13 protein-coding genes are annotated in these 17,147 nt (G+C 62.6%); 7 read left to right on the top strand and 6 right to left on the bottom strand.

What is annotated here, in order from left to right; translation table 11 throughout:
• Positions 1-173 precede the first annotated feature (173 nt).
• The 5 genes from uvrA to trmFO all read left to right on the top strand — a co-directional run bounded on the left by uvrA (position 174) and on the right by trmFO (position 5,539).
• On the top strand, positions 174-3,068 hold the full coding sequence (gene uvrA, locus DQG18_RS07390) for an excinuclease ABC subunit UvrA (protein ID WP_116653600.1): 2,895 nt from the start codon (positions 174-176) through the stop codon (positions 3,066-3,068).
• 149 nt (positions 3,069-3,217) lie between these two features.
• On the top strand, positions 3,218-3,379 hold the full coding sequence (locus DQG18_RS16030) for a hypothetical protein (RefSeq protein ID WP_157970052.1): 162 nt from the start codon (positions 3,218-3,220) through the stop codon (positions 3,377-3,379).
• Between the two features lie 110 nt (positions 3,380-3,489).
• Positions 3,490-3,639, top strand: a complete 150-nt coding sequence (locus DQG18_RS07395; protein ID WP_116653601.1) for a DUF1127 domain-containing protein — start codon at positions 3,490-3,492, stop codon at positions 3,637-3,639.
• Positions 3,640-3,861: 222 nt separating this feature from the next.
• On the top strand, positions 3,862-4,011 hold the full coding sequence (locus DQG18_RS07400; protein ID WP_116653787.1) for a DUF1127 domain-containing protein: 150 nt from the start codon (positions 3,862-3,864) through the stop codon (positions 4,009-4,011).
• Positions 4,012-4,159: 148 nt separating this feature from the next.
• Positions 4,160-5,539 carry a methylenetetrahydrofolate--tRNA-(uracil(54)-C(5))-methyltransferase (FADH(2)-oxidizing) TrmFO gene (gene trmFO, locus DQG18_RS07405; RefSeq protein ID WP_116653602.1) on the top strand — a complete coding sequence of 460 codons (1,380 nt, stop codon included), beginning with the start codon at positions 4,160-4,162 and terminating at the stop codon, positions 5,537-5,539.
• Positions 5,540-5,658: 119 nt separating this feature from the next.
• On the opposite strand, the gene DQG18_RS07410 is transcribed toward trmFO, so the two are convergent.
• The 4 genes from DQG18_RS07410 to yajC form a co-directional block, all read right to left on the bottom strand.
• Positions 5,659-6,507 (bottom strand): phytoene/squalene synthase family protein, encoded by an 849-nt coding sequence (locus DQG18_RS07410; RefSeq protein WP_116653603.1) that lies wholly within the window; start codon positions 6,505-6,507, stop codon positions 5,659-5,661.
• 1 nt (position 6,508) lies between these two features.
• A complete protein-coding gene (locus tag DQG18_RS07415) occupies positions 6,509-6,901 on the bottom strand; it encodes an Mth938-like domain-containing protein (protein WP_116653604.1) in 393 nt (130 codons plus the stop codon).
• Positions 6,902-6,904: 3 nt separating this feature from the next.
• Positions 6,905-9,448, bottom strand: a complete 2,544-nt coding sequence (secD, locus tag DQG18_RS07420; protein ID WP_116653605.1) for a protein translocase subunit SecD — start codon at positions 9,446-9,448, stop codon at positions 6,905-6,907.
• 86 nt (positions 9,449-9,534) lie between these two features.
• The gene (yajC, locus tag DQG18_RS07425; protein WP_342771497.1) at positions 9,535-9,822 is read right to left on the bottom strand and encodes a preprotein translocase subunit YajC; all 288 of its coding nucleotides are present in this window, start codon (positions 9,820-9,822) and stop codon (positions 9,535-9,537) included.
• 216 nt (positions 9,823-10,038) lie between these two features.
• On the opposite strand from yajC, the gene DQG18_RS07430 reads away from it, so the two are divergent.
• Complete coding sequence (locus DQG18_RS07430) at positions 10,039-10,926, top strand: ATP-binding protein (protein ID WP_425454217.1); 888 nt, start codon at positions 10,039-10,041, stop codon at positions 10,924-10,926.
• 148 nt (positions 10,927-11,074) lie between these two features.
• Here the strand turns inward: DQG18_RS07430 and DQG18_RS07435 are convergent, their stop codons facing one another.
• The gene (locus DQG18_RS07435; RefSeq protein WP_198669699.1) at positions 11,075-11,881 is read right to left on the bottom strand and encodes a tetratricopeptide repeat protein; all 807 of its coding nucleotides are present in this window, start codon (positions 11,879-11,881) and stop codon (positions 11,075-11,077) included.
• A 585-nt stretch (positions 11,882-12,466) separates the two neighbouring features.
• Positions 12,467-15,283 carry a valine--tRNA ligase gene (locus tag DQG18_RS07440; protein ID WP_116653608.1) on the bottom strand — a complete coding sequence of 939 codons (2,817 nt, stop codon included), beginning with the start codon at positions 15,281-15,283 and terminating at the stop codon, positions 12,467-12,469.
• A gap of 334 nt (positions 15,284-15,617) precedes the next feature.
• Here DQG18_RS07440 and DQG18_RS07445 point away from each other — a divergent pair, with 334 nt between their 5' ends.
• The gene (locus DQG18_RS07445) at positions 15,618-17,078 is read left to right on the top strand and encodes a catalase (protein WP_245958397.1); all 1,461 of its coding nucleotides are present in this window, start codon (positions 15,618-15,620) and stop codon (positions 17,076-17,078) included.
• Positions 17,079-17,147: the final 69 nt, after the last annotated feature.

The following is a 17,147-nucleotide window of genomic DNA, read 5'->3' on the forward strand; positions in this document are numbered from 1 at the left end:
TTGACGGAATCATACTGTTCTCATTATGTTCTAACTTCGGGTGCCCAAATTGCCGCGCCGCCTTGCGGCGTCACCTCGATGTGCTTATGTGATCCGGACGTGCGCCACGCCCGTGTCGTTTCCCGCTTCGCCTGTCGCCTCTTGCTGGAGGCTTTTGCTGCCTGGACCGCATCATGCCGGACATTTCCAATCCCAATCGTGACATCGTCATTCGCGGTGCCAAGGAACACAATCTCAAGAATATCGACGTGCGGCTGCCGCGCGACAAGCTGATCGTGATGACCGGGCTGTCGGGCTCGGGCAAATCCTCGCTCGCTTTCGATACCATCTATGCCGAGGGCCAGCGCCGCTATGTCGAAAGCCTTTCGGCCTATGCGCGCCAGTTCCTCGAAATGATGCAAAAGCCCGATGTCGAGCAGATCGACGGGCTTTCTCCCGCCATTTCCATCGAGCAGAAGACGACCTCGCGAAATCCCCGCTCGACGGTCGGCACCGTCACCGAGATCTACGACTATCTGCGCCTGCTGTTCGCGCGCGTCGGCATCCCCTATTCGCCCGCCACCGGCCTGCCCATCGAGAGCCAGACCATCTCCCAGATGGTCGACAAGGTGCTGGCACTCGAGGAAGGCACCCGGCTTTACCTGCTCGCGCCAATCGTGCGCGGCCGCAAGGGCGAGTATCGCAAGGAACTCGCCGATCTCATGAAAAGGGGCTTCCAGCGCGTCAAGATCGACGGGGAATTCCACGAGATCGAGGAGGCCCCGGTCCTCGACAAGAAACTCAAGCACGACATCGAGGTCGTGGTCGACCGCATCGTCGTCAATGCCGACATCGCCAGCCGGCTGGCCGAAAGTTTCGAGACCGCGCTGCGGCTGGCCGATGGCATCGCCATTGCCGAACTGGCCGATAGCGTGAACGATGACGGCACGCCCGAACGCCTGACCTTTTCGGAAAAGTTTGCCTGCCCGGTTTCCGGTTTCACCATCGCCGAGATCGAGCCGCGTCTTTTTTCGTTCAACAACCCGTTCGGTGCCTGCCCGGTCTGTTCAGGGCTGGGATCTGAAGCCAAGATCGACCCCGACCTGATCGTGCCGGACGGCAATCTGTCTCTGCGCAACGGCGCCATCGCCCCTTGGTCGAAAACCTCGTCCCCTTACTATCTCCAGACACTGCAGGCGGTGACGCGCCATTTCAAGGCATCTACCGGCACGGCCTGGAACGACCTGCCCTTCGAGGTGCAGCACGCGATCCTGTTCGGCACCGACAAGACGCCTATCGAATTCGTCTATGACGATGGCTTACGCAAATACACCACCAGAAAGCCCTTCGAGGGTGTCATCGGCAATCTCGAACGCCGCTACCGCGAAACCGAATCCTCGGCGGCGCGCGAGGATATCGAGCGCTATATGTCCGCCGCCCCCTGCCCGGCCTGCAACGGTTTCCGGCTCAAGCCCGAGGCGCTGGCGGTCAAGATCGCCGGGCGGCATATCGGCGAGGTCGCCAATCTCTCGATCCGTGGCGCGGCGCAGTGGTTCGAGGCACTGCCCGAGGATCTCAACGAAACCCAGCGCGCCATCGGCGAACGGGTTTTGAAGGAAATCCGCGAGCGCCTGACCTTCCTCAACGATGTGGGGCTGGAATACCTGACGCTTTCGCGCAATTCGGGCTCGCTCTCGGGCGGGGAAAGCCAGCGCATCCGGCTCGCCAGCCAGATCGGCTCAGGCCTGACCGGCGTGCTTTACGTTCTCGACGAGCCCTCGATCGGCCTGCACCAGCGCGACAATGCGCGCCTGCTCGAAACGTTGAGGCGCCTGCGCGATCTTGGCAATACGGTAATTGTCGTCGAGCACGACGAGGACGCCATCCTCACCGCCGACCACGTGCTCGATATCGGCCCCGGCGCGGGCGTGCATGGCGGCGAGATCGTCGCCCAGGGCACGCCGGACGACATTCTGGCCAACCCCGACAGCATCACCGGCGGGTATCTTTCGGGCCGCATGGGCATTCCCGTGCCCGCCGAACGGCGCAAGGCCAAGAAGGGCCGCAAGATCAGCCTTGCCGGGGCAACGGGCAACAACCTCAAGAACGTCTCGGTGGATATTCCGCTCGGCCTTTTCGTCTCGGTTACCGGGGTATCGGGGGGCGGGAAATCGACGCTGACCATCGATACGCTCTATCAGGCGATCGCGCGGCGGCTCAACGGCGCGCGGGTGCACCCCGCCCCGCACGAAAGCCTCACGGGCCTCGAATTTCTCGACAAGGTCATCGACATCGACCAGAGCCCCATCGGGCGCACGCCGCGCTCGAACCCGGCAACCTATACCGGGGCCTTCACCCATATCCGCGAGTGGTTCGCCAACATGCCCGAATCCAAGGCGCGGGGGTACGGGCCGGGGCGGTTCTCGTTCAACGTCAAGGGCGGGCGCTGCGAGGCGTGCCAGGGTGACGGTGTCATCAAGATCGAGATGCACTTCCTGCCCGACGTCTACGTCACCTGCGACGTGTGCAAGGGGCATCGCTACAACCGGGAAACGCTGGAAGTGCAGTTCAAGGGCAAGTCGATCTCCGATGTGCTCGACATGACCGTGGACGAAGGCGCCGAGTTCTTCTCCGCCGTCCCGGCGATCCGCGACAAGCTGGTGACCCTCCAGCGCGTGGGGCTGGGCTATGTGAAGATCGGCCAGCAGGCGACCACGCTTTCGGGCGGCGAGGCCCAGCGCGTCAAGCTCGCCAAGGAACTCTCGAAGCGCGCAACGGGTCGAACGCTCTACGTACTCGACGAGCCCACGACCGGGCTGCATTTCCATGACGTGGCCAAACTGCTCGAAGTGCTCCAGGAACTGGTCGATACCGGCAACACGGTCATTGTCATCGAGCACAATCTGGAAGTCATCAAGACGGCGGACTGGATCATCGATCTGGGGCCCGAGGGCGGCGACGGGGGCGGCGAGATCGTTGCCGCGGGCACGCCCGAAGAGGTTGCCGAGAACCCGCGCTCGCACACCGGGCGGTTCTTGAAGGACGTCATGTCCCGGCGCCCCCTGCGGATCGAGACGGCGGCGCAATAAACCCGCATCGAGTACACATCACTGTGGCAGACGCATGATAATTTCCATGCGCCTGCCGCATGGGCGCATTGCGTCTTCTCCCGGTCCCGCCGCCTGCGATTCCGGGCTATCCTTCACACTCTCGAACCAGTCCCCATATGGAGGTTGCGATGTTCGTCAGGATCGTGTGGAGCAGCAAGGCGGTGCAGCCCTATCCCCCGCGCGCATGGCGTGCCATCCGCAGCCAGCCGCGTCTTGCGATCGATGACCTGGGCATCCCCGCCCCCGATTTCGCGAAGATGACGAAGGGCCTTTTCGGCCGCCCCGAATAAAGCGGGACGCAAGCTATGCGGGCAGCGCATAGCCGGCTTGCCTAAAGACGACTGGTTTAGTCGCGATTACTCCCCTATATACGTATCGTGACAACGAAAGGAGAAAAGCAATGAGCATTCGCAAGACGTTTAAGAAGTGGGCCGCATACAGCCAGACCGTGCGTGAACTGAACGCGCTGGGCAACCGCGAGTTGACCGACCTCGGGATTACCCGTGGCGACATCGAACGCATCGCCCGCGACCATGCCAGCCGCATCTGACGGCAAGCATCCGGTCCGCAGGCCGTTCGCTACGGCACCTTCTGCGACCTCCAAAGCCAGAAGCTGAAAAGGCATCCGTTCCGGGTGCCTTTTGTTTTTCAAGCAACCGATTTCTACTCCGGCGAGGCATGCGGTTTCTGCAAACCCGGATTGAACAAACTCCATCTGCAAATGGCCGCTGCGCCGAACTATGTATGGCGCGTACAACGAAAGGAAATAAAGATGAACATTCGCAAGACCCTGAGGAAGTGGTCGGCCTATAACCAGACCGTCCGTGAACTGAACGCGCTCGGCAATCGTGACCTTGGCGATCTCGGCATCAACCGCGCCGATATCCAGCGTATTGCCCGTGAACATGCCAATTCGCTCTAAGCCGGCATTTCTCCCCGCGCGCAGAACCTGAAAGGCACCCTTCCAATGGGTGCCTTTTTCGTTTCCGGCACCCCTTTCTCGGCGGCGGTTGCCCCTCCGGCCGCGACCGCGTATAGCCTGGGCCGATACGAACCAGCCAGGAATTTTCATGAGTACAGTGCATGTCATCGGCGGTGGCCTCGCCGGATCCGAAGCCGCATGGCAGGCCGCCGAGGCCGGCATAGATGTGGTGCTGCATGAAATGCGCCCCGTCCGCCCCACCGATGCGCACCAGACCGGCGGACTTGCCGAACTGGTCTGTTCCAACAGTTTCCGGTCCGACGACCACGAGCACAACGCGGTTGGCCTTTTGCACGAGGAAATGCGGCGGGCCAACTCGCTCATCATGCGCAGCGCCGATGCCCATGCCCTGCCCGCCGGCGGCGCGCTGGCCGTCGACCGCGACGGATTTTCCCAGGCCGTCACCGATGCGCTCACGGCCCATCCGCGCATCACCATCGCGCGCGAGGAGATCGCCGGACTGCCGCCGGCCGAGTGGGACAATGTCATCATCGCCACCGGCCCGCTGACCTCGCCTGCGCTGGCCGAAGCGATCCAGGCGCTGACCGGCGAGGATGCGCTCGCCTTTTTCGACGCCATCGCCCCGATTATCCACGCCGACAGCATCGACATGGATATCGTCTGGGCCCAATCGCGCTACGACAAGCCCGGCCCAGCGGGTACGGGTGCTGACTATCTCAACTGCCCGTTCGACGAGCAACAATACAACGATTTCATAGATGCCCTCCTGGCAGCGCCCCTGCACCAGTTCAAGGAATGGGAGAAGGTTCCCTATTTCGATGGCTGCCTGCCCATCGAGGTCATGGCCGAGCGGGGCCGGGAAACGCTGCGCCACGGCCCCATGAAGCCCATCGGGCTCACCAACCCCCGCGCCCCCGAAACCAAGCCGCACGCCGTCGTGCAACTGCGCCAGGACAACGCGCTGGGCACGCTCTGGAACATGGTCGGCTTCCAGACCAAGATGCGCTACGGGGTGCAGACCGATATCTTTCGCATGATCCCCGGCCTCGAGAATGCGCAATTCGCCCGGCTTGGCGGACTACATCGGAATACGTTCCTCAATTCTCCCAAGGTGCTGGGCGCGGACCTAAAGCTCAAGGCCGCGCCCCGGCTGCGCTTCGCCGGGCAGGTCACCGGCGTCGAGGGTTATGTCGAGAGCGCGGCCATGGGCCTTGTTGCGGGCCGTTTCGCCGCTGCCGAAGCCAAGGGGCAGCCCATTTCGCAACCACCCGAAACGACCGCGTTCGGCGCCCTTATCCGGCATATCACCGGCGGACATCTGGAAGCCGAAGCCTATTCGGGGGCCCGGTCCTTCCAGCCCATGAACGTCAATTTCGGCCTCTTCCCGCCCGTGACGATCAGCAAGCCCGAGGGTCACACGGGACGCTGGCGCGGCCCCGACAAGGCGCTGGTCAAGAAAAAAGCCATCACCTCCCGCGCGCTCGAGGATCTGGCGGGCTGGGTTTGAGCGCTCTGACCTGACCCTCAACACGCCCCGTCGTCACCCGGTTTATCCGGGTGACCCAGTGCGGCAAAAGCTGGATTGCCCGGATAAACCGGGCAACGACGGATAGGATCGTGGGGAGCCTACCCGTTGCGCATCGTCCACCACATCAGGCTGGCAAGACGCCGGAAGGGGCTGGAGACTGCCGGGGGAGCAAACGGGGTGCCTGTCCTCTGCTCCAGGCGCCTGAGGTCCCCATCCACCAAGGCCAGCGAGGCAAAGGCCGGGCGCAATGGGGAAGGCAATGCCGCTATCGCGGTCCGCGCTTTTTGCGCGTGATCCTCGGCAATATCGAATAACTGCGCGATGGCTGCACGCAGCGCCGCGCTGTCCGTTCCCGCATAAATATCGGCTTCGCGCACGCCATGCGCGGTAAAGACCGACAGCGGCAGGAAGAGCTGGCCGCGTGAGGCGTTATAGCCGAAGGCGCGCAGATGGCCCGCCAGCGCCAGCGCAACGCCGAGATGGCCCGCCGCATCGGCGGTTGGCGGCGTTTCCTCGCCCGAAAGGATCATCGCCGCGTACTGGAACAGCACCGATACGGTTTCGCCGGCATAGCCCTCGAACTGGCCGATGTCGCTCATGGGATCGTGGTAGAGATCGAACCGCCGCGCCGCGAGCAGACGGATCAACGGGCCGGACGGCAGCGCGCACCGGGCGATGGTATCGAGCAGCGCATCGGCGACCGGATTGCGCCGGACCTCGCCATGCTCCTCGCCTTCCAGCGCATCGATCCACCATTGCAGCCGGATTTCGCCCGGGGTGGGTTCGGAAACGCGTTCGCGGATGGCCGCGACATCGGCAGCAAAGGCAAACAGCGCCTGCACATCAGTCCGCTTGCGGGTGGGGATCACGAGGCTTGCCGCATAGCGGTCCCGGTCCAGCTCACGCAATTGCGCCGCTGCCAGCCCATGGCTGTCCGGCCGGGCCATCTCAGCGCGCCTTTTCGACCGCGATCAGCGCCGCGCCGACTGCCCGCTGTTCATTGAGAAGAACGTTGTAGGTCCGCACCGCGCTCCCCGTCGATACGGCTTCGACGATCACGCCCTTGTCCTTGAAGGCGGCGCGGATCGCCGGGTCGATCGCCGCAATGTCCGAACCGAGCCCGATCAGAAGGACATCGATGGCCCCGGCCGCCGCGTAAACCCGTTCGAGCGCCGAAAGCGAAACGCCTGCCGGTGCCTCGACGTCCCAGGCATACATTCCGCCGGGCAGGCAGATCAGCGAGCCCTTGTGCGACATCTCCGCGAAACGGAATCCACCATCGCCATAGGCGTCGATGACGGCCTGATAGGGATAGTGCCCCTGCCCCGCTTCCCAATCCATATTCTAGACCGAAGCGCCATCGGCGCGCCGCTCCGGCTTTGGCTTGTCGGCAACCGCGTCGCTGCGCGTCTTGACGCCGAGATAGAGCAGGATCGGGGCGGAGATGAAAATCGAGGAATAGGTGCCAACGAACACGCCCCACGCCATCGCGATAGTGAAATCGCGGATAACCTCGCCCCCAAAGAAGACGAGCGCAAGCAGGGCCAGCGCCGAGGTGCCGCCGGTCAGAATCGTGCGCGCCAGCGTCTGGTTGAGCGACATGTTGACAATTTCAGCCAGCGATATCCGTTTGTATTTGACGAGGTTTTCGCGGATGCGGTCGTAAATCACGACGGTGTCGTTGAGCGAATAACCGATGACGGTGAGGATCGCCGCAATACTCGAGAGATTGAATTCGAGGTTGAACACCGAAAACAGGCCCAGCGTCATCACTGTGTCGTGCATCAGCGCCACCAACGCGCCCACACCGAACTGCCACTCAAAGCGTGTCCAGACGTAAATCATGATGCAGATGATGGCAACGAAAACGCCGATGGCCCCGCTCAGGGCAAGTTCGCCCGACACCGTGCCGCTGACTGCCTCGGTACGGCGCACCTCGTAGTCCGCAGAGACCTCGTCGGTCACCTGGGCCACGGCCACCTGCTGCTGACTGTCGTCTCCGTCCTGAATGCCCATGCGGACCAGAACGTCCTGCGGATTGCCGAATTCCTGCACCTGTATCTCGCCGACATTGAGCGCCAAAAGCCTCTCGCGCAGATCGGCGATGTCGGCATTCCCCTCGCGGGCCTGCAACTCGATCGCGGTGCCGCCGGTAAAATCGATACCCAGATTGAGGCCCACTATAAACGGCGAGGCGATGGCGCCCACCGTCAGGATCCCGCTAATCACCAGTGCCGGAATACGCCATTTCATGAACGGGATCGTCGGTTCGAGCGGCAGCAGCTTTTCCATGATGTTGACACGCAACGTCTTGGACCGCGTTATCTTGAACCAGCCCTCGATGAGTGACTGGGTGACGGTATAGGCCGTGAACATCGTCGTTACGACGCCGATGGCGAGCGTTACCGCAAAGCCCTGCACCGGGCCGGACCCGAGAAAGAAGAGCACGACCGCGGCGATAAGCGTTGTGACGTTGGCGTCCACCACTGTCAGCATAGCCCGTTTGAAGCCCAGCGCGATCGACTGCACCGCCGATCGTCCGGCGGCGAACTCCTCGCGTATGCGCTCGAAGATGATGACGTTGGAGTCGACGGCAACGCCGATGGTGAGCACGATGCCCGCAATACCTGGCAGCGTCAGCGTCGCTCCCAGCATCGACAGCACCGCCAGCATCATCATGATGTTGAGCAGCAGCGCGATATTGGCGAAAAGTCCGAATATCCCATAGGCCGCGAACATGAAGATGACGACGCCGATGGTGGCGATGACGCCCGCGGTGATACCGGCATTGATCGAGTCCGCGCCAAGGCTTGGCCCCACGGTACGTTCCTCGACCACGTCGAGGGTGGCGGGCAACGCGCCCGCGCGCAGCAATACGGCCAGATCGCCCGCCGTTTCCGGCGTGAAATTGCCGGAGATCTGCCCCGAACCGCCCGTGATCGGCTGCTGAATCACCGGGGCGGTGATGACCTGTCCGTCGAGCATGATGGCAAAGCGCCGCCCCACATTGTGCGAGGTGACGTCCGCGAAGGTGATCGCCCCTTGCGTATTGAAGCGGAAGGTTACGACCGGTCGCGAGTTCTGGTCGAATGCCGGCTGCGCATCCACCAGTTGCTCGCCGCCCAGCGTCACGTCCTCATAAAGCAACTCGTCAATCCCATCGGCGCTGGGCACGATCATGGTTCCCGGCGGCAAGCCCTGCGCGCGGGCCTGATCGGCGCTCATCGAGGGGTAGACCATATGGAAGGTCAGGCGCGCGGTCTGGCTGATCAGGTCCTTGAGCCGCTCGGAATCCCCAAATCCGGGAACCTGCACCAGAACGCGGTCCTGCCCCTGGCGCTGGATGATCGGCTCGGTCGTCCCCACCTCGTCAATGCGCTTGCGGATGACTTCGAGCGACTGGGCAACGAGCGAGGACATGCGGTCCGTGATGCCCTCGTCGGTCAGCGAAACACGGATAATGTCGTTACCCACGGTCTGGATCGAGGTTTCCGCAATGCCGCCGGTGCCGAAAACCGACGTCTCGATCATCGTTTCGAGCGGGGACAGAAGCTGGCGCGCCTGATCGCGCTGGCCGGCATCGGTGAGCTGGATGTCCAGCACCGTCCCGCGCGTGGTGATGATGTTGCCTATTCCCTCGTTGACGAGGATCGAGCGCGCATCGCGCCGCAGATCGCTCAATCGGCCCTCGACGATATCCTCGCGGTTGACCTGCAAGAGCAAGTGCGCCCCGCCCTGGAGATCGAGGCCGAGAACGATCTTTTCCCTGGGAAGAAAATCGGGCCACCCGTCCAGCGTGTCGTCATCGAGAAAATTGGGCAGCACCATGAACATGCTGACCAGCGTGACGAGAAGAATAATGGCTGTTCGGAACGGCGAGTTTTTCATTGTATTGGGGATATCCCTGATGAGCTAAAGCGCCAGCGCATCAAGACGCGCTGGCACGAAAAGCTGCTGTACCGATAAAGGCGCGGTCAGGCGTTGTCGTTGACCGGTTCGGATTTGGTCCGCACGTCCGCGATCATCGTGCGCACGACCTTGACCTTGACGCCCTGCGCGACTTCGATCTCGATGTCCTCGTTCTCGACCACCTTGGTGACCTTGCCCACGATGCCGCCATTGGTGACGATGGTGTCGCCGCGCTTGACCGCTTCCAGCATGGCCTTGTGTTCCTTCATCCGCTTTTGCTGCGGACGGAAAATAAGGAACCAGAAAATGGCGATAAGCAGGATGATGGGAACGAAACTGGAAAAGAGTTCCATTCCTCCCCCAGCGGGTCCCTGGGCATAGGCTGGCGTCACAAACATATAGAGACTGCTCCTTGGGTCTGCTTGTCAAAGCATGGCTGATTGCCCCATATATAGGGGCCGTTTCGCGGCTTTGGGAGGCTTGTGCCGCCCCAAAAATCGCGCGGACTATACAAGCGCCCCTAAAGAAACGCAAAGCCTATCGGGCGCTCAAAAGGAGCCTTTCCACCAGTGGACCAGAACGACCAGCTTGCCTCGATCGCCGGGGCGCTCGACGACATCGCCCGCTCGCTCGGTGTAATGTCGGGGACCGACCGCCCTGCCCCCGAAATCACCGACAATGCCGACGCCTATCTCTGGGACGGCTCATCGGAGGCGCTTCTGCCGGTGCCCCATGTCAACCGCGTCCCCCTTGCGCTGCTCAGAGGCGTTGCCCACCAGCGCGACATCCTGCTCGAGAACACGCTGGCCTTCGCGCGCGGACACGGCGCCAATAACGCGCTGCTCTGGGGCGCGCGCGGCATGGGCAAGAGCTCGATGGTCAAGGCCATCCACGCCCATATCGCAGCCGATCCCGAACCCGGCATGGGCCGCCTCTTGCTCATCGAGATCAATCGCGAGGATATCGGCACCCTGCCCGCACTGCTGCGCTTCGTCACCCGCCGCCCCGAGCGCTTCATCATCTATTGCGACGATCTGAGCTTTGACCGCGACGAGACGAGCTACAAGGCGCTCAAATCGGTGCTCGATGGCGGCCTTGAAGGCCGCCCGGCCAATACCCTTTTCTATGCCACCTCGAATCGCCGCCACCTGATGCCGCGCGACATGATCGACAACGAACGCTCGACCGCGATCAATCCTGCCGAATCGATTGAGGAAAAGGTCTCGCTTTCCGATCGTTTCGGGCTCTGGCTCGGCTTCCACAACTGCGACCAGGACACCTATCTCGAGATGATCCGGGGCTATGTCGACCACTACGGCATCCCGGTCGGCGAGGACGAACTCCGCGCCCGGGCCATCGAATGGGCCGCCACACGCGGTGCCCGTTCCGGCCGCGTCGCCATCCAGTTCGTCCGGCATCTGGCAGGCGCCAAGGGGCAGGCGATCCAGGACCTTTAGATTGTTTCAGTTTTGATGGAAACGATATGCTGGATGGTTGGGCCCGGAGCGCGCTGGTCCCCGGTAATAAATACCGGGATCCATACAGGAGTGTTCTCCGCGACAGAGGGTTCGCTGCCGATCGTTACGATTAAAACCTGAAACGTCTCTAATACCCGCCGAATTGCGGACCAAGGGTATCGGCGGCATGGGTTGCCGCCTGTACCTGGGCGACCGGGGCGCTGGAGACGGCGGCGTCGGAGAGTTCGCCGATCCAGGCTTCATCGCTCGTTCCCATCGCGCGGCGCTTGGCGAGCGTCAGCCACATCAGCCCCTCGACGGGCTGGGCTTCGATGCCGTTGCCGCCGAGCAGCAATTCGCCGAGCTTTGCCTGCGCTGCCGGGTGCCCCTTGCGAGCGGCCAGAGACAGCCAGCGCGCGCTCTGGAGGGGGTTGGAGCCCAGCTCATTGGGGTCGAGATAGAGCATGCCCGCACGATATTGCGCCTCGGCGTCACCGAAATAGGCGGCGGCATGCAGGATCAGCGTGTGCGCCCGGTTGTTGTCCTCGGGCACGCCCGCATCGGGCACGCCATGCAGGTAATAATCGCCCATCTTGACGAAGGACTGCGCCACGATGTCCGCATCGAGCGAGCGCGGCGGCGCATCGGCATAGTCGTTGGCGATCTGGGAGAAATACTGGAAGGCGCGCGCCGGGTCCTTTTCGACGCCCACGCCGGACTCATACATCAGCCCCAACTGCCAGAGCGCGATCGGCGTTCCCGCCTCGGCGCCGCCCTCGAGCGCGGAAACCACGTTCTCCCCGCTCAGGTTCAGCGTTGCGCTGTCGAGCATGTCGGCGAGTTCCTGCGCGGCCTCGATAGCCGTCTGCGCCTGGACGGGCACTGTAAATGAAACTGCGCAGAGCCCCGAAAATGCCGCCGCAAAGGCAAGCGTGGCACATCTGATGATCGGCATGACACACCTTCTCATCCCCTGCCCGAGCGCCGCCCGCGCCTTGCGCCAGGCTGCCCGTTGTTGGCCGGGGTACGCTGTTAACCTGTCCGTGCCGGTAGAAAAACGCTCCACCGCCACCCTGTTGATCCTGTTTCGTTTCGGACCCGGCAATCCGGCTCTGACGATGCGCCAGCGAGCCGATCGGACTGCCTGCCGCGCGTCGTTGCACACGGCTCGATCCTTTCCTTGAAAATAGGAGACCATTGTGTCCGCATTACAGCACACACCGGCGCCGGGCGCTCCCGCCCCGCCAAAATGCCCGATGTCTGCCAGTCCTGCGGTCATCCCTGCTCCTCGCCGCGGTCCCCGGATTATCGGGAAAACCGCTGGCCTGCGTAGGAGGGCATGAAGGGATACGCGCGCGGCTTTCAACCCGCCACGCGATCATTCAATTTCGCCCACCCGCGCAAATTCCAGCCCCTGTTTAGGGAAAGAATGTGGCAAATCCAGTTAGCGAAACGTGACCCGCCCGAAGACTCAAAAGAGTCTTCGGGCAGTGTAGTAAAATTATCACGAAAACCGGGCGCAAGCCCGCAGCCGAAAGGGTCAGCTCAGCCTTTCGAGCGCCTCGGCGATCCTGGCGCGCCGGGCCTTTGCCTCAGCAAGCCGTGCCTTTTGCTCCTCAACCACCTGTTCTGGCGCCTTGGCGAGGAATTGCGCGTTGCCGAGCTTTTTTTCGAGCCCGGCGATCTCGCCGTCCAGCTTGCCGGCTTCCTTGCCGAGCCGCTGGCGTTCGGCCCCGATGTCGATGAGATCGGCCAGCGGCAACGCCCAGACGGCTTCGCCCACGACGAACTGCGCCGAACTCGACGGCACTGCATCGGCAAGCGCGATGGTTTCGACCCGCCCCAGCCGCTGGATCGCCGCTTCATGGGCGGCGATACATGCCCGCGTCGTCTCGTCGGCCCCGATCACCACCAGGGGCACCTTTGCCCCGGCGGGTACGTTCATTTCCGTGCGCACAGACCGGATCGAGGAAATGACGGCAACGAGCCAGTTGAGTTCGGCTTCCGCCTCGGGGAACGACAGGCCCTCCAGCGCCGGCCATTCCGAGAGCATCAGGAAGCCCTCGCGCGCCGGGCCTGTCTTGCCCGTCTCGCTCCAAAGCTCTTCGGTGACGAACGGCATGAAGGGGTGGAGCACCTTGAGGATCTGGTCGAGCGCCCACGCCGCCGTCGCGCGGGTTTCGGTCTTGGCGGTTTCGTCCGCGCCCGAGAACACCGGCTTGGCCAGTTCCACGAACCAGTCGCAGAACGTGCCCCAGACGAAATCATAGGCGTGGTTGGCCGCCTCGTTGAACTTGTAGTCCCCGATCGAGCGCGTCACATCGGCCACGGCCTTGGCCGTTTCCCCGACGATCCAGCGGTTGAGCGAGGTCGATACGGTTTTCGGGTCGTATCCTTCCACCCGCACGCATTCGTTCATCTCGAGAAAGCGCGCGGCGTTCCAGAGTTTTGTGACGAAGTTGCGGTAGCCCTCGACCCGGCTCATCGAGAGCTTGATGTCGCGCCCCTGCGCGGCCATCGCAGCGAGCGTGAAGCGTGTGGCGTCGGCCCCATAACCATCGACCAGTTCAAGAGGATCGATGACGTTCCCCTTGGATTTGCTCATCTTCTGGCCCTTCTCGTCACGCACCAGCGCGTGGACGTAGACGGTCGAGAACGGTTCTTCCTTCATGAAATGCAGGCCCATCATCATCATCCGGGCGACCCAGAAGAAGATGATGTCGAACCCGGTCACCAGCACGCTGGTGGGGTAGTAACGGGAAACCTCCGGCGTCTCGTCGGGCCAGCCCATGGTCGAGAACGGCCAGAGCGCGGACGAAAACCAGGTGTCGAGCACGTCCGGATCGCGTTCGAGCGCCACGTCCTCGCCGTAATGGGTCTTGGCGGCCGCACGCGCGGCCTCTTCGCTTTCCTCGACGAAGAACCGGCCATCCGGCCCGTACCACGCCGGAATCTGGTGCCCCCACCAGAGCTGGCGCGAGACGCACCATGGCTGGATGTTCTCGAGCCAGGCGAAATAGGTGTTTTCCCAGTTCTTGGGGACAAAATTCGTCCGCCCCTCGCGCACGGAAGCCAGCGCGGGCTTGGCGAGTTCATAGGCGTTGACGAACCACTGGTCGGTGAGGAACGGTTCGATGACAACCTTGGAGCGGTCGCCGAACGGCTGCATGATCTTCTTATTCTCGATCTCGATCAGCAGGCCCTCGGCATCGATGTCGGCGACCACGCGCTTGCGCGCCTCGTAGCGGTCGAGCCCGCGATATTCGTCCGGCACGATGTTGATCTCGGCCACCGATTTGGTGTCGAAATCCTGCTTGCCCTCGGCAATGCGCCGGGCAATCTCGGCCTGCTGCGCATAAGGCGCGCCATCGGCACGCATCGCGCCCTTGGTGTCCATCAGCGAATACATCGGAATGCCGCCGCGCCGCGCGACTTCGTAGTCGTTGAAGTCGTGCGCGCCGGTGATCTTGACCGCGCCCGAGCCGAAATCGGGATCGGGATATTCATCCGTGATGATCGGGATCAGGCGCCGATGCTCTTTTGGACCCACCGGGATTTCGCAGAATTTCCCAACAATGGGCGCATAGCGCTCGTCATCGGGATGCACGGCGACCGCGCCGTCGCCCAGCATGGTCTCGGGGCGGGTTGTCGCGATCGAGATATAGTCGCGCTCCTCCTCGAAGACGATATTGCCGTCCTCGTCCTTTTCCACATAGGTGTAGGTTTCCCCGCCCGCCAGGGGATACTTGAAGTGCCACATATGGCCATCGACTTCGATGTTCTCGACCTCGAGGTCGGAGATCGCCGTCTCGAAATGGGGGTCCCAGTTCACCAGCCGCTTGTCGCGATAGATGAGCCCTTCCTTGTGGAGCTGGACGAAGACCTTCAGCACCGCGCGCGAAAGCCCCTCATCCATGGTGAAGCGCTCGCGCGACCAGTCGCAGGACGCACCGAGGCGCTTCAATTGATTGAGGATCGTGCCGCCGCTCTCGGCCTTCCACTCCCAGACTTTTTCAAGGAATTTCTCACGCCCCATCTCGCGGCGCGAGGGCTGCTGGGTTTCCATGAGCCGGCGCTCGACCACCATCTGGGTTGCGATGCCGGCATGGTCGGTGCCCGGCTGCCAGAGCACGTCCTTGCCGCGCATGCGCTCGAAGCGCACCAGCACGTCCTGAATCGTGTTGTTGAGCGCGTGCCCGATATGGAGCGACCCGGTGACGTTTGGGGGCGGGATGACGATGGAGAAACTCTCCGCCCCCGGCTTTGCCCCCGCACCCGCCGCAAAGCAGTCCGCACCCTGCCATGCCGCATAAATGCGGTCTTCCACCGAAGCCGGATCGTAAGTCTTTTCGAGCATGTCGCCGATACCTGTCGTCACAAGAACAGCCCGCCTCGACACGGAAGCAGGCGGGGTGAATTTCGCTGAACGTGTAAAGCCCATGCGCAGGCGCCAAGTCAACTGCCGCCTGCGTTCCAGGCCGGAGCCATGCAAATTTCGCGTGGGCCTGACGGCGCACACGATACACCGGCAGAGCAACGCCAGTGGCATTCGAGCGGCAGATGTTCTAGAATTGTGCCACTTGAGCGGACGGGATGTGGAATCGCCTCCGTTTTTCAACAATCCATCCTTGAAGGAGATGCCCATGTCGGATCAAGACAACAAAACCAGTATGCGTGGGATTCGCTCCACCATGAGCACGGGAGCTCCGGCCGTAAGCGACCGCAATTCGCTGACCGTCGGCGCCGATGGCCCGATCGTGCTTCATGATGTGCACTTTCTCGAGCAGATGGCGCATTTCAACCGCGAGAAGGTGCCCGAGCGCCTGCCGCACGCAAAGGGTTCGGGCGCGTTCGGCATCTTCGAGACCACCGAGGATGTCTCGGCCTATACCAAGGCGGCGCTGTTCCAGAAGGGCGCTTCAACCGAGATGCTGGCGCGCTTTTCAACCGTCGCCGGTGAACAGGGCAGCCCCGACACGTGGCGGGACGTGCGCGGGTTTTCGCTCAAATTCTACACCAGCGAGGGCAATTACGACCTCGTAGGCAACAATACGCCGATCTTTTTCGTGCGCGACCCGATGAAGTTCCCGCATTTCATCCGCAGCCAGCGACGCCTGCCGGATTCGGGCCTGCGCGACAATCACATGCAGTGGGATTTCTGGACCAACAACCCCGAGACCGCGCATCAGGTGACCTATCTGATGGGCGAGCGGGGCCTGCCGCGCACATGGCGCAACATGAACGGCTATGGCTCGCATACCTATATGTGGGTCAACGCCAAAGGCGAAAAGTTCTGGGTCAAGTACCACTTCCACACCGAACAGGGCATGGAATTCTTCACCAACCAGGAAGCCACGGCCATGTCGGGCGCCGATGCCGATTTCCACCGGCGCGACCTGTTCGACGCCATCGAGCGCGGCGAGCATCCGAGCTGGATCCTGTCGATGCAGGTGATGCCCTATGAAGAGGCCAGGACCTACCGGATCAACCCGTTCGATCTGACCAAGACCTGGCCGCATGCCGACTATCCGCTGATCCGGGTGGGCAAGATGACGCTCAACCGCAATCCGGAAAACTTCTTTGCCCAGATCGAGCAGGCAGCGTTTTCGCCCGGCAATACTGTGCCCGGCATCGGCCTTTCGCCCGACAAGATGCTGCTGGGCCGCGCATTCGCCTATAACGATGCGCAGCGCAACCGTATCGGCACCAATTTCCATCAATTGCCGGTCAACCAGCCAAAGGTTCCCGTCAACACCTATATGTTCGACGGGCAGATGGCCTATCACCACAGCGGCAACGCGCCCGTCTACGTCCCAAATAGCGGGGGCCGCGAATGGGCCGACGAAACCGGGCCGGTCGATGACGGCTGGGAGGCCGATGGCGCCATGGTGCGCAGCGCCTATAACCTGCGCAGCGATGACGACGACTTCAGCCAGCCGGGCATTCTCGTGCGCGAGGTGTTCAACGACGCACAGCGTGACGCGCTTGTGGATCAGGTGGCCGGCAGCCTGCTGGGCGGGGTCCGCGAGCCGGTTCTGAGCCGCGCGTTCGCGTACTGGAAGAGCATCGACGCCGACGTCGGCGCCCGGATCGAAAAAGAGGTCCGCTCGGGCAGCGCGCCAAAGCCCGCCGAGGGCATGGGCGAAAGCTGACCCTGCCTTGATCTTGAGAAGCGCGCTCACGGGCGCGCTTCTTTGTTAGAGCGTTTCCAGCATCAGTGG

This window comes from Pelagibacterium sediminicola (genome assembly GCF_003390885.1).
Lineage (GTDB): Bacteria > Pseudomonadota > Alphaproteobacteria > Rhizobiales > Devosiaceae > Pelagibacterium > Pelagibacterium sediminicola.

Coding starts and splice junctions, on each gene's coding strand:
- uvrA (WP_116653600.1), top strand. CDS start 174: ATGCCGGACATTTCCAATCCCAATCGTGACATCGTCATTCGCGGTGCC.
- DQG18_RS16030 (WP_157970052.1), top strand. CDS start 3,218: ATGTTCGTCAGGATCGTGTGGAGCAGCAAGGCGGTGCAGCCCTATCCC.
- DQG18_RS07395 (WP_116653601.1), top strand. CDS start 3,490: ATGAGCATTCGCAAGACGTTTAAGAAGTGGGCCGCATACAGCCAGACC.
- DQG18_RS07400 (WP_116653787.1), top strand. CDS start 3,862: ATGAACATTCGCAAGACCCTGAGGAAGTGGTCGGCCTATAACCAGACC.
- trmFO (WP_116653602.1), top strand. CDS start 4,160: ATGAGTACAGTGCATGTCATCGGCGGTGGCCTCGCCGGATCCGAAGCC.
- DQG18_RS07410 (WP_116653603.1), bottom strand. CDS start 6,507: ATGGCCCGGCCGGACAGCCATGGGCTGGCAGCGGCGCAATTGCGTGAG.
- DQG18_RS07415 (WP_116653604.1), bottom strand. CDS start 6,901: ATGGATTGGGAAGCGGGGCAGGGGCACTATCCCTATCAGGCCGTCATC.
- secD (WP_116653605.1), bottom strand. CDS start 9,448: ATGAAAAACTCGCCGTTCCGAACAGCCATTATTCTTCTCGTCACGCTG.
- yajC (WP_342771497.1), bottom strand. CDS start 9,822: ATGGAACTCTTTTCCAGTTTCGTTCCCATCATCCTGCTTATCGCCATT.
- DQG18_RS07435 (WP_198669699.1), bottom strand. CDS start 11,881: ATGCCGATCATCAGATGTGCCACGCTTGCCTTTGCGGCGGCATTTTCG.
- DQG18_RS07440 (WP_116653608.1), bottom strand. CDS start 15,283: ATGCTCGAAAAGACTTACGATCCGGCTTCGGTGGAAGACCGCATTTAT.
- DQG18_RS07445 (WP_245958397.1), top strand. CDS start 15,618: ATGAGCACGGGAGCTCCGGCCGTAAGCGACCGCAATTCGCTGACCGTC.